Origin of the sequence: Flavobacterium ginsenosidimutans, assembly GCF_037478105.1 — a bacterium.
GTDB lineage: Bacteria > Bacteroidota > Bacteroidia > Flavobacteriales > Flavobacteriaceae > Flavobacterium > Flavobacterium ginsenosidimutans.
Genome location: NZ_CP147988.1, coordinates 5,034,189 through 5,047,433 on the forward strand (window position 1 = coordinate 5,034,189; position 13,245 = coordinate 5,047,433).

The window sequence follows — 13,245 nt, forward strand, 5'->3', positions numbered from 1 at the left end:
TTTCGGCCAAAAATTAATCTAAACTTAACATCTGATGAAGGAAAAGGCATTCCTGCATAATTTGATAACATTTTGCATACTCCTATTATTATTAGCACCTCTTACTGTTCATTCTCAAAAGAAAAAGAAAGACAAAAAAGAAGAGGCAACTGAAATTAAAAAAGATTCTACTGACGCCAAAAAAGGCAAAAAATATAGTGACCTGATAAAAAAAGGAACTGTAAAAAAAGGACTATTCAATATCATCCAAGTTAAAACCGATGTATATTTCGAAATTCAGGACAGTTTGTTTAAAAGAGAATTTCTAATTGTAAACAAATTATCTCAGGTTCCTTACGATATAAATGAAGCCGGATTAAATAAAGGAATGAATTATGAAAATAAAGTTATTTCCTTTTATAAAGATACTATTGCAAAGAAAGTCTGGGTAAAGACATATCAGCCTAAAGTTTCTTCTCCTAAAGAAGATGCCATCACAGCATCTGTAATTAATAATTTCTCCGAATCTATTATTGAAGTTTTTGATATCGAAACCAAAAACAACGATTCGAGCGCTGTTGTAATTAAAGTAAATAAGATTTTTGACGGAAAACAAAAAAGTTTTAATGATGTAATGGGCAACATTGGCTTAAGCGGTTCTGTAAAATCTGATTTATCTTATATAGAAGGATTAAAATCTTTTCCTAAAAACATTGTTGTAAAATCACAAATGACAACTTCACTTAGCGATGGAGGTGCCTCAGTACCTATTACGCTTGGTGTGACAACTAATATTATTTTATTGGATAAAACTCCAATGAAACCTCGTTTTTCTGACCAAAGAATTGGTTTTTTTACTGAAAAGCATTGGTACTTTGCCGATGCACAGCAGGCAATGCTTGAAAAAGAATTGATTACCCGCTGGCGTTTAGAACCAAAAAAAGAGGATGAAGAACGTTATTCGAAAGGTGAATTAGTAGAGCCGAAAAAACCAATCGTTTATTACATCGATCCATCGACTCCAAAACAATGGAGAAAAAACATCATTGATGGGGTACACGATTGGCAGGCAGCTTTTGAAAAAGCTGGATTTAAAAATGCTGTTATTGCAAAAGAACCTACTGAACAAGATTTAGATTTTGACATTGATGATGTACGTTATTCTGTTATTACGTATGCCGCATCTCCAAAATCAAACGCAATGGGACCATCTGTGGTTGATCCTAGAAGCGGTGAAATAATCGAGGCCGATATTATCTGGTGGCATAATGTAATGACTTCGCTTCAAAGCTGGATGCGTATCCAGACTGGACCAATTGATCCAAAAGCACGTGGCAATACATTTAGCGATGAGCACATGGGAGAAGCAATTCGGTTTGTTTCGTCTCACGAAGTGGGTCATACTTTTGGTCTAAAACATAATATGGGTTCTTCTTTTGCTTATGATGTAGAATCTTTACGTTCTAAAGAATTCACAGCAAAAATGGGAGGCACAGCTCCTTCTATTATGGATTATGCCCGATACAATTATGTTGCACAACCAGAAGATAATGTCACAGTTATTACTCCAAAAATTGGAGAATATGATAAATATGCAATAGAATGGGGTTACAGATGGTATTCGCCTAATGAAAATGAAACAGCCAAACTAAACGCCTTAGTTACAAAACATCAAAATGACCCAATTTATTTTTACGGCGAGCAGCAGCTAGGTCCTGCAATTGATCCTCGTTCACAGTCTGAAGACTTAGGAAACGATGCTGTAAAAGCAAGCGAATACGGTTTGAAAAACTTAAAACGTGTTGTAGATAATATCATAAACTGGACATATGATAAAGATCAGTCTTATCACGAAACTGGTAAACTGTATATTGGAACTATTGGACAATGGCACATATACAATCATCATGTAGTAGCCAATATTGGCGGTGTTTATTTAAACACAACGGTTCACGGTGATAACAAACAAAGTTATGTTCCTGTTCCTGCATCAATGCAGAAAAAAGCAACCGATTATTTAATTAAAAATGTAATTACAATTCCGCAATGGTTGTTTTTCAATGACATTTTAGACAAAACAAATCCGCTGAAAGATTCTCCTATTGGACCTTATGAGTATACGCCTTACACGCTGGCAAGAGAATTACAATATGATGTTATGTATAGTTTATTATTCGATGACCGTTTGCTTCGAATGACAGAAAATGAATTATACCAGCAAAATAAAACCAGCGAACCCGTTTTTACCGTAAATGATTTGTTTAAAAAATTACACCAAAGTGTTTTTGCAGGTACTATTCAAAACAAATCACTTAGCATTCTGGAGCGAATGACACAGAAAAATTATGTAGATGTTTTAATTGTTTCGACAAATAAATTATTTGAAAAAACAGATGTTAAAAAAACAATCCAAATACAGGAAACATTACAAATGCCTCATTTATGTTCTGTAGATGATGAACATATGGCAAGAAACATTAATAACTATTTTTTAAAAAGAGTTACAGAAGTAACCTCAGATAAAAAAGGAGAATTATCAAAAGTACTTCAGTTATTAAAACTAAAAAAGAGTACAGGAGATCAATCTACCCAAAACCATTACCGCGATTTGATACAACGAATCGATAAAGCCCTAAATAATACAACCTTTTAATACACAACCCAAAACATGAAGAAAATTTTACATGCCTTACTGCTGTTCCTGGCCATCGCAGGATACTCGCAGGAATCCCGAACTATTACGGGTATCATTCAAGATGAAGCAGACTTGGCGCCAATTCCTGGTGCGTCAATCTTCGTTGAGAATAATTCTATTTCAAACAAAACTGCTATGGCAGGTATTATTCATAGTGAAGCAATTGGAACTACATCAGATTTCGATGGTAAATTCACTTTGAAAATCGGAAAAAACGTTACTTCTTTGAGAGTTACTTTCATGGGATACAAATCGTATACTCTTGAATTAGATGCTCAAAAAAACTATACTATTAACTTAACATCTGAAACAGCAAAACTTCAAGAGGTTGTTGTAACAGGTTACCAAAAAATTGAGAAAAGAAAACTTACTGCTGCCGTTTCTAAAATAGATATGTCGGCTATTCAGCAAACTGGGGTTTCTAGTATTGACCAATTATTGGTAGGACAAATTGCGGGGGTCGCTGTTTCTACTCCATCTGGAGCACCTGGAGCACCAGCTAAAATTAGAATTAGAGGTACAGCTTCTTTAAGTGGAACTCAAGATCCTTTATGGGTATTAGATGGTTTGCCATTAGAAGGAAATGACGTTCCTAAAAACTACGACAAAGACAATATTGATCAATTGAATAACTTTTCTATTGCAGGTTTAAATCCAGATGATATTAAAGATATTACAATCTTAAAAGATGCTGCTGCAACTGCTATTTACGGTGCTCGTGCTGCAAACGGTGTAATCGTTGTTACGACTAAAAAAGGTAAAGCTGGTAAAATGGTGATTAATTTCAACACCAATACTTTTATCACTCAAAGACCTGATTTCTCAAAATTAAATTTAATGAATGCAAACCAAAAAGTTGATTTCGAACTTGACCTTGCAAGCCGTTCTGATTTAACATACAGAGACAATGTTGGAGAAATTTCTCGTATCTTAAACGGATCAAATGAGTTAGCAGCTTATAGAGCGGGAGGATTTTCTGCGTTAAGCCCTGCTACACAACAGTCAATCAATGATTTAAGAAACAACAATACAAACTGGGGCAATTTAATTTACCAAACTGCAATTAACACGCAACACGGTTTAAGTTTATCTGGCGGTGGAGAAAAATCTGATTACTATTTCTCTTTAGGATATTATGATGAAAAAGGAACTACTATTGGAACTGGTTTCAAACGTTACAACTTAACTTTGAAAAACAATTTCGAAATTACAGATAAATTCAAAGTTGGAGTTGGAATCTTTGGTTCTGAAAACAAAACTACTTCTTACTTATCTGATACAGATGCTTACACAAGCCCAAGTAACTATTCAAGAAACGTAAATCCATATTTGACTCCTTATAATGCAGACGGAAGTTATAAATATGATCAAGATATTGTGGGTTACTCAGAACGTTATGTTCCTTTTAATATTTTAGAAGAAAGAGCAAACACTTCTTACGATTTAAAAACAAGAGCCGTAAAAGCTTTATTAGATGCTGAATATAAAATCACTAGAGATTTAAAAGTAACCTCTCAATTAGGTTTACAATTGGACAATACTTCTAGCGAAAAATTTGCCGATAAAGACACTTATTATACTAGAAAAGAAAAAGAAAGATCTCGTTACTTTGCAAACGGAGCTTATAATTACTTCTTACCTGAAGGCGGTATTATCCAAAACGCAAATACTGACTTTTTCCAATACAATCTAAAAACAATGGTGAATTACTCTAAAACTTTTGGAGAAAAACACGAAGTTGAGGCTATGGTTGGTAATGAGTTAAGAAGAAATTATACAACTACTATTGCAACAAAAGGTTTTGGATTTGATAAAAACACTTTGACTACTAAGCCAATTATGTTCCCAAATAGCTCTTTTGCTAATGATGCTATATACAGAACGTATCAGAAATCTGAAAACGAAAATGCTTTTGCTTCATTTTTTGCTACAGCTTCTTATACTTACAATAGAAAATACAGTGTATTTGGAAGTGTGAGATATGATGGTTCAGATTTATTTGGTGTAGATCCAAAATACAAATACTTGCCACTTTGGTCAACTTCTGCTTCATGGGCAGTTTCTGAAGAAGATTTCTTAAAAGATAACTTAACACTTTCTAACTTAAGATTACGTGCTTCTTACGGTTTACAAGGTAATATTGATAAAAACACTTCTCCTTTTGTAATGGGAAGATACAGCAATACAACCATTTTACCTGGACAAACAGAACAAACCATTTCTGTTGAAACTCCACCAAACGACAAATTGCGTTGGGAAAAAACTACTAATACCAACTTAGGTATGGATCTTGGCTTATTCAACAACCGTATCAGCATTGTAACTGATTTATACGGAAGAAAAAGTACTGACTTAATTGGTTTGAGAGCAGTTCCGTTCGAAAACGGTTTTGAGTACAGCAACATGAACTGGGCACAAGTAAGCAATAAAGGTTATGAAATTACTTTGTCTACAAGAAACATTGACCGTCCAAACTTTAAATGGAATACAAGCATTAACTTTTCTCATAACAAAAGTAATGTAGATAGAATTGAAGTACGTGATACTGATTTACTTCCAAGCAGAGAAGGTCGTCCTGTAAATGCAGTTTTTGGATTAAGAACAAACGGTATAGACGAAAATGGTTATCCTTTATTTGTTAATAAAAACGGTGAAACAGTAAATGCTCAAACTTTCTTCAAATTGTACGATCCTTATGCTGATTTCTTTCCTGGAGAACTTACAGAATCATCTTTAACACCAGCAGAGTATAGAGATTTATTTGTTTACTTAGGTGATAGAGATCCTAAATTCACTGGAGGTATTACCAATACAATTCAAGTACATAATTTTGATTTTACAGTTGCAGCTGCATTTAATTTGAAACAAACTGTTGTAAGAACACCTCCTTACAGCGGAACTGAAGTAGATAGAGGACAAAACTACTCTACTGATATTTTGAATGCTTGGTCACCAACCAATACTTCTTCTAATTTGCCAGGAATTACAGGTAAAGATTCTGGAACAGGAGATTCTTGGATGGCATATCAATGGTTCTCATCAGCTACTCCATTAAACTGGAATAATTACTTAGATACATGGGTTAGCGAAATGAGTTATATGAGATTGAGCAGTATGCGTTTAGGCTATACATTCCCTAAAGCATTTACAGATCACATCAACATCCAAAGCATCAGACTTAACGTTGAAGCAAGAAACTTATTTGTAATCAGTTCTGACTTTAAAGGATATTTTGATCCTGAAACTTACGGAAACATTTATGCACAGCCAGTTCCTAAATCATTCACTATTGGATGTAATGTAACTTTCTAATACAATTAAAGATGAAAAAAATCTCAAAATATATATTACTTTTTACTGCAGGAATTGCAGTAACAAGCTGCGATGATTATCTGGATATAACACCTGTTGGACGTGTTATTCCAGAAACACAAGAACAATTTCGTGCGGTATTAACAACTGGATATTCAAAATATCCGGAACACAAAACATTGACAACACTTCGTACAGATGAATTGACATTGGATGATTTTAGTGAAGATCTAAATATTTACAAAGACATTTTTATCTGGAAAGATGCCAATCCTGACCGTATTACAAGAGATTTCCAATATCAGGATTTATACAATGTAATTTTCTATACGAATGTAGTAATCAATGAAGCATCAAAAAAAGTAGCTGCTTCTGAAGAAAGAAATCAATTAATTGGAGAAGCTTACGCTTTAAGAGCAATGGCTTATTTTGATTTGGTTAACCTTTTTGGAAAACCATACAACGCTACAACTGCTACTTCAGACAAAGGAGTTCCATTGGCTTTAGAAATTGACTTAGAGCAGGTTTACGTTCCTCAAAGTGTTGAAGTAATTTACAATCAAATTATTTCTGATACTCAGGAAGCTGAAAAACTTATCAATTTAAATTCACAGACAAAAGGTTTAAATTATCGTTTTTCAAAAGTTGCATTGTATAGCTTAGAAAGCCGTGTTTACTTGCACCAAAAGCAATGGCAGAAATCTTTAGATGCTGCAAATAAGGCATTGGCAATCAACAACAATCTGGTTGATTTAAAAGCTACTTCTATATTTGCAACAAAATACGATTCAAAAGAATCTATTTTAGCTTTAGAAGATGGATACATTAACAGAATGAAGGGAGCTTCATACGCTTCGCCTGAGTTAATTGCTGCTTACGACAGAACAACAGATTTACGTTTTCCTCTTTACTTCTTAGCAAGCGGAAGCCGTTTCAGAATTCAAAAAGGTGGTAACGATGACCAAAAATGTACGCTTAGAACTTCTGAATTGTATTTGACAAAAGCAGAAACACAAGTGCAGTTAAATAATATCGCTGATGCCAAAACTACTGTTTTAGCTTTCGCTAAAAACAGATATACATCAGCAGGATATATAGCGCTTGAAATCGCAGTTAACGCAATGAACGCAGCAGATTTAACAAACTTCATTTTGGCAGAAAGACAGCGTGAATTTGCAGTTGAAGGACACCGTTGGTTCGATTTGAGAAGAACATCTCAAAAACAAATCGTACACACTATCAATGGTACCGATTATACTTTGATACAAAACGATCCGCGTTATACAATCATTTATCCTGCAAATGCGAGATTGAACAATCCCAATCTATAATTTTACCTAGAATTGTTTTTTTTAAAAGGTCCAGTTTTTTTAAGCTGGGCCTTTTTTTATATAAATCCCAATAACAAAATGCTCACTTTATTGCGAATAATAATTACTGAATTATCTTTGCCACATAATTGAACACTCCAAAATGTTTATAAAATGAGAATTGCTATTGTTGAAGACGAATACCTAGCTTCTAGCTATCTAAAATCTATTTTAGAACAGCAAGATATTTTACAGATTGCAGAAATCAGCGTTTTAAAATCTGTAAAAGAAGCGGTTGTTTTTTTTAGCGAAAACAAAGTCGACTTAGCATTTATGGATATTCATTTAGGTGATGGAAAAAGTCTCGACATTTTCGAAAAAACCATTATCGCCTGCCCTGTTATTTTTATCACGGCTTATGATTCTTACGCTATTTCCGTTTTCAAACATTTTACGATCGATTATCTTTTGAAACCATTTGAAGAAGAAGAATTATTAGAAGCCCTTCAAAAATTCAGAAATATAAAAGAAAGTTTTAATAGCGATTCCACGCTTCAATCTTTAGTCGCAATAGAAAATCCAGAATCGAATAAAATACAGCGTCATTTCTTAGTAAATCACGGCTATAAATTGATTTCTATTAACGAAAGTGAAATCACCTATTTTTCCGCCACAGGAAAGCATCTTTTTGTCCATGTAAAATCTGGAAATAGCTATTTATACAATAATACATTAACCGAAATTATAAACAGTTTAGATGCTTTTAATTTCTTTAAAATAAATCGAAAATATATCGTTCATCGAAACACGATTAAAGAAGTTGTAAAACATTCCAATCAGAAAGTGGAATTGATTTTAACGGTTCCTGCAGCCGAATCTGACGCTATTTTTATCAGTAAAAAGGAAATAAATAATTTCAAAAATTGGCTTGACCAATAAATTAATAATTATTTAGCTATAAATTTCCGCAGTTTTCAAAAATTAAAAAACTGCACTTTTGATAAATTGTGATTTAAAATCCGACTAAAAACTGTCAAAAACACGTTTAAACGTTAAAATAGCGTTATAGAAATCATAAAATTGCCCGTTCACTATCAATAAGATAGCAGAAATTTTTGGTTTATTATTTATCTTTGAGAGTATAGAAATCAAATGTAAAAGAAAATGCCACAAAATAGATTTTATCCAAATGAACAGTTTAAAGAAATAGAAATAAATGCCTCATTACAATTACGATATGCCATTTCAAACAGAGGTCGACTAATAAGTTTTACAGACGAAATTGAAAACGGACGCATCTTAAAAGGCGGATTAAGCGATGGATACCCAACTTTCCGTTTTAAGGTTAAAAAAGACGATAAAATCGTAAACAAATATCTCTTCTTATATAAATTAGTTGCCCAATATTTTATTCCAAAAGATTCCGAAGATCAAACTTATGTTCTGCATTTAGATTACAACAGAGCTAACGATGATGTAAGCAATTTACGCTGGGCAACCAAACAAGAAATGATGGCTCATAGCCGAAAAAGTCCACGCGTTATTCAGGCCAAAAAGAATTTGATCGAACACAATCTTAAAGCCGACGGACGAAAATTAACAACTACAAAAGTGATGTTAATCAAAAAAATTCTTGCAAGACCTGAACAAAAAACACGTCTTAAAATGATTGCAAAACAATTCGGCGTAAGCGAAATGCAAATCAGAAGAATTGCCAGCGGAGAAAACTGGGGGCACGTTAAGATTTAATGGTGAATGGTTAATTGTTGATGGTTAATTGTGAATTATTAATTGCTAATTGTCAGGCTGAGCGAAGTCGAAGCCCCGCACAAAGCTCTTCTCCCAAAGTTTCGGACACTCAGAATAACAAAATTATAATAGCCACAGATTATACAGATTAACACAGATTTGAAAAAATCCTTTTAATCCTAATAATCTGTGGCTCATTTTTTTATTAATTTTCAAAATGACTTATCACTAATCACTTTTCTCTAATCACTAATTACTAATTACTATTCACTTTTCTCTAATCACTAATCACTAATTACTATTCACTAATTACTATTCACTTTTCACTAAATAGCAAAAATCACTTCATAATTCACAATTTACAATTCACAATTACTTCGGTTTCTGTGAAAAGACCAAAATCTGTGTCTTTAAAAACAAATTTTCAGGTGTTCATTTAAAATAAATCCTTAAATTCGCAATCACAAATAACAAAAGAATAAATCGAAAGATGAGTTTCGGAATTTTAAAATTCATTTTTCGATAGTTAATACTAAAAACAAAAAAAATGAAATACGACGTTATTGTTTTAGGAAGTGGTCCTGGAGGATATGTAACAGCGATTAGAGCTTCACAATTAGGTTTTAAAACTGCTGTAGTAGAAAAAGAAAATCTTGGTGGAGTTTGCCTTAACTGGGGATGTATCCCTACAAAAGCGCTTCTAAAATCTGCTCAAGTTTTTGATTACCTTAAACACGCTTCTGACTACGGATTGAAAGTTTCTGAATTCGATAAAGATTTCCCAGCAGTTATTCAACGCAGCCGTGGTGTTGCAGAAGGAATGAGCAAAGGAGTTCAATTCTTAATGAAAAAAAACAAAATTGACGTTATCGAAGGTTTTGGAAAACTAAAACCAGGAAAAAAACTTGACGTTACGGATAAAGACAATAAAGTTACAGAATATAGCGCTGACCACATTATCATCGCAACTGGTGCTCGTTCTCGTGAGTTACCAAACTTACCTCAAGATGGTGTTAAAGTAATTGGATACCGTCAGGCAATGACTTTGCCAACTCAACCAAAATCTATGATTATTGTTGGTTCTGGAGCAATCGGAGTTGAGTTCGCTCACTTCTACAACTCAATGGGAACAGATGTTACTATCGTAGAATTTATGCCAAACGTAGTTCCTGTAGAAGACGAAGATATCTCAAAACAATTTGAGCGTTCTTTGAAAAAATCAGGAATTAAAGTAATGACTAACTCTTCTGTTGAACGTATTGACACAACAGGTGCAGGAGTTAAAGCATTCGTTAAAACGGCAAAAGGAGAAGAAGTTCTTGAAGCCGATATCGTTCTTTCGGCAGTTGGAATTAAAACAAACATTGAAAACATCGGATTAGAAGAAGTTGGAATCGCTGTTGACAGAGATAAAATCTTAGTAAACGCTTACAACGAAACGAACATTCCAGGATACTACGCAATTGGAGACGTTACTCCAGGTCAAGCTTTAGCTCACGTAGCTTCTGCTGAAGGAATCAACTGTGTTGAGAAAATCAAAGGTTTACACGTAGAACCAATCGATTACGGAAACGTTCCTGGTTGTACTTATGCAACTCCAGAAATTGCTTCTGTAGGTTTAACTGAAAAACAAGCAAAAGAAAAAGGTTACGAATTAAAAATTGGTAAATTCCCATTCTCAGCTTCTGGAAAAGCAAAAGCTGCTGGTAATGCTGACGGATTCGTAAAAGTAATTTTCGATGCTAAATACGGAGAATGGTTAGGATGCCACATGATTGGTGCTGGTGTTACAGATATGATTGCTGAAGCAGTTGTAGCTCGTAAACTTGAAACTACAGGTCATGAAATCCTTAAATCTATCCACCCTCACCCAACAATGAGCGAGGCTGTTATGGAAGCTGTTGCTGATGCTTACGGCGAAGTAATTCACTTGTAAAAATATACCGTTTTACGGTTATATATAATTCTCAATTTATAAAATCCGATTTGTGAAAACAAGTCGGATTTTTTTATTCCAACATATTTAAAGTATCTAAGATAACCATCTAGTTTTGTCATTTCGACGTAAGGAGAAATCACACTAGAAATTCTACAAAGTGAATCGTCAATCTTTGTCATTTCGACCGAAGGGAGAAATCTCCGTAAGTAGCTCGACAAAGATTAGTAAAAATCGAAAATGAAAAATTCAAGAAAACTTAAAATACACAGTAAATTTCAAACTAGAACATCAAATCATATTACAATTCCATCAATAAAACTAGAAGGAAAATGGCTTGAAAAACTAGGGTTTGAGAAAGGAAAAATGGTGATTGTTGAACAAAAGAAGAACAGAATCACAATTACGTTAGAAAAATCATAAATCCTTAAATATCATTTCTTCCAAAGTAATAAAAAGATTACTTTTATAATCCATTATAAATATGCCCTTTTATGGAAGAAACAAAAATATTCTACGCCGACGGAGAAAATCCAAAAATGATTGAAGCTTACCAAAAAGCCCAAGAAACCTTTAAATACTTCTGGAGAGAACTTTCTTGGGAATACCGAAGAATAGTCCCAGGATTGGATGTTGCCTGCGTAAAACTAGCTTTTACTCAAGAAATTGACAATGAAACCGTAGTAGAACACATGTGGATTAACGATGTGAATTTTGATGGAGAAAATATCTACGGTGTTTTAGTAAACGATCCCGACGAACTAACCAATGTAAATAATGGAGACGAAATTGCAATTCCAATAAATCAAATCAGTGATTGGTTATTTGCTATTAATGGACAAACTTATGGCGCATTTACAATTCAAGCCATGCGTTCTGAAATGAGCGAAGAGGAAAGAGAATCTCATGATGAAGCATGGGGATTGGATTTTGGAGATTTTAATGATATTCTGGTTGTTAACGAACAAAAGGAAAAACCAGAAAATCTCGTAGAACATCCGATGAGCAAAAACATGAAAGAAAGCCTTATCGATTTTGTAAAAAACAATCCTGAAGAAATAACGCATCAAGATGAATTGGGATATACTTTTTTACATCGCGAAACCATAGCAGGAAATCAGACTTCAGTTGAAGTTTTGTTAGAATCTGGCGCAGATAAAAATGCAAAAACTGAAAGCGGTAAAACGGCATTAGATTTTGCCAAAGAACTAAAATGGGATCATTTACTTCCATTACTTCAATAACAAACCAAAAATCCGATCTACTTTTAGTAGATCGGATTTTTTTATTTCTTCATATTTAAAATTATTGAGATAATCATAATAATTTACAATCTGTAAAATTGAATGTTTTTTATAGCATTTTAAATTTTGTAATATTTTTTCTATAATTTTATTCTTCTTAAATTGAATAAAATATTAAAACAATGGGTTATACTCCAATACTACATACTATAAATAATAAAAACATTTTTACCGTTCTAAGAAAATTTATAAAAACATGGTATGAAATTGACCTTCTCCAGACTGACAAAGAGATTAATTTTGGAGATCGATTTGGCATTAATATATCTGAAAATATAAATAATACTCTTAATCTTTTTATGGATTTGAGTAATTCCATTTTTTATGGAAACAAAAAGTTTTTGTATTCAGCCTTCAATTATATTTTTACAAATCAGTCTTTAATTATTTCATACAACAGAAAACAAGAATTTTTATTCTTATTGCAAGAAGGACAACAAGATTTCTTTTATGGTATCAAAAAAAATGATTTATCAGAAGAAAACCCCAAAATCTATAGACTAGTCATAAATTTAAAAACCAAAGAAACAACTTACTATGAAGATTTAGACTTGACTAATTTTTTGATTCAACATATTTGCGCAAAATGTTCTAAAATAAAAACTAAATCATACAGTTATCTTTTTTCAAAAAATGATAATTTAATGAATAATAAAATAGTTGAATTGATGAATTATTATGATTTTAAAACATCATTTGATAAAATTACAATATTAGAAAAAAATGATACAATTGCTTTTATAGACTATACTGAACATGATTATAGTTCTGAATTTTATTCACTAACTATAAACAAATGGACAGAAAAGCAAAAAGATATTACAGAAAAAGTAGTCGAAATATTTGAATGGAAAGGCTGGAGCGACAATACCAGCCGTTTTAAACTTTAAATTATAAGTCCGATTTGCGAAAGTAGATCGGGTTTTTTATTAAATAAATATTGATTTTTCATAACAAATT

The 13,245-nt window shown here is 32.8% G+C and carries 9 protein-coding genes; all 9 read left to right on the forward strand.

Annotated features, from left to right (window positions below; all coding sequences use genetic code 11):
* The first annotated feature begins 34 nt into the window (after positions 1–34).
* On the forward strand, positions 35–2,632 hold the full coding sequence (locus V6624_RS21540) for a zinc-dependent metalloprotease (protein WP_338840119.1): 2,598 nt from the start codon (positions 35–37) through the stop codon (positions 2,630–2,632).
* A 15-nt stretch (positions 2,633–2,647) separates the two neighbouring features.
* Positions 2,648–5,986 carry a SusC/RagA family TonB-linked outer membrane protein gene (locus tag V6624_RS21545; protein WP_338840120.1) on the forward strand — a complete coding sequence of 1,113 codons (3,339 nt, stop codon included), beginning with the start codon at positions 2,648–2,650 and terminating at the stop codon, positions 5,984–5,986.
* Positions 5,987–5,997: 11 nt separating this feature from the next.
* The gene (locus V6624_RS21550; protein WP_338840121.1) at positions 5,998–7,317 is read left to right on the forward strand and encodes a RagB/SusD family nutrient uptake outer membrane protein; all 1,320 of its coding nucleotides are present in this window, start codon (positions 5,998–6,000) and stop codon (positions 7,315–7,317) included.
* Positions 7,318–7,470: 153 nt separating this feature from the next.
* Complete coding sequence (locus V6624_RS21555; RefSeq protein WP_111285497.1) at positions 7,471–8,235, forward strand: LytR/AlgR family response regulator transcription factor; 765 nt, start codon at positions 7,471–7,473, stop codon at positions 8,233–8,235.
* Positions 8,236–8,460: 225 nt separating this feature from the next.
* Positions 8,461–9,045, forward strand: coding sequence for an NUMOD4 domain-containing protein (locus V6624_RS21560; protein WP_111285499.1), 585 nt, complete (start codon positions 8,461–8,463; stop codon positions 9,043–9,045).
* Positions 9,046–9,592: 547 nt separating this feature from the next.
* Positions 9,593–10,981 (forward strand): dihydrolipoyl dehydrogenase, encoded by a 1,389-nt coding sequence (lpdA, locus tag V6624_RS21565; RefSeq protein WP_008468646.1) that lies wholly within the window; start codon positions 9,593–9,595, stop codon positions 10,979–10,981.
* 240 nt (positions 10,982–11,221) lie between these two features.
* The gene (locus tag V6624_RS21570; protein WP_338840122.1) at positions 11,222–11,404 is read left to right on the forward strand and encodes a SymE family type I addiction module toxin; all 183 of its coding nucleotides are present in this window, start codon (positions 11,222–11,224) and stop codon (positions 11,402–11,404) included.
* Between the two features lie 71 nt (positions 11,405–11,475).
* Entirely contained in the window at positions 11,476–12,225 is a 750-nt protein-coding gene (locus V6624_RS21575; protein ID WP_338840123.1) for a DUF2314 domain-containing protein, read from the forward strand.
* A gap of 182 nt (positions 12,226–12,407) precedes the next feature.
* A complete protein-coding gene (locus tag V6624_RS21580; protein ID WP_338840124.1) occupies positions 12,408–13,175 on the forward strand; it encodes a hypothetical protein in 768 nt (255 codons plus the stop codon).
* Positions 13,176–13,245: the final 70 nt, after the last annotated feature.

What these genes read in the sequence shown, in the direction of transcription:
- V6624_RS21540 (WP_338840119.1), top strand. Translation starts at nt 35, where the DNA reads ATGAAGGAAAAGGCATTCCTGCATAATTTGATAACATTTTGCATACTC.
- V6624_RS21545 (WP_338840120.1), top strand. Translation starts at nt 2,648, where the DNA reads ATGAAGAAAATTTTACATGCCTTACTGCTGTTCCTGGCCATCGCAGGA.
- V6624_RS21550 (WP_338840121.1), top strand. Translation starts at nt 5,998, where the DNA reads ATGAAAAAAATCTCAAAATATATATTACTTTTTACTGCAGGAATTGCA.
- V6624_RS21570 (WP_338840122.1), top strand. Translation starts at nt 11,222, where the DNA reads ATGAAAAATTCAAGAAAACTTAAAATACACAGTAAATTTCAAACTAGA.
- V6624_RS21555 (WP_111285497.1), top strand. Translation starts at nt 7,471, where the DNA reads ATGAGAATTGCTATTGTTGAAGACGAATACCTAGCTTCTAGCTATCTA.
- V6624_RS21560 (WP_111285499.1), top strand. Translation starts at nt 8,461, where the DNA reads ATGCCACAAAATAGATTTTATCCAAATGAACAGTTTAAAGAAATAGAA.
- V6624_RS21575 (WP_338840123.1), top strand. Translation starts at nt 11,476, where the DNA reads ATGGAAGAAACAAAAATATTCTACGCCGACGGAGAAAATCCAAAAATG.
- V6624_RS21580 (WP_338840124.1), top strand. Translation starts at nt 12,408, where the DNA reads ATGGGTTATACTCCAATACTACATACTATAAATAATAAAAACATTTTT.
- lpdA (WP_008468646.1), top strand. Translation starts at nt 9,593, where the DNA reads ATGAAATACGACGTTATTGTTTTAGGAAGTGGTCCTGGAGGATATGTA.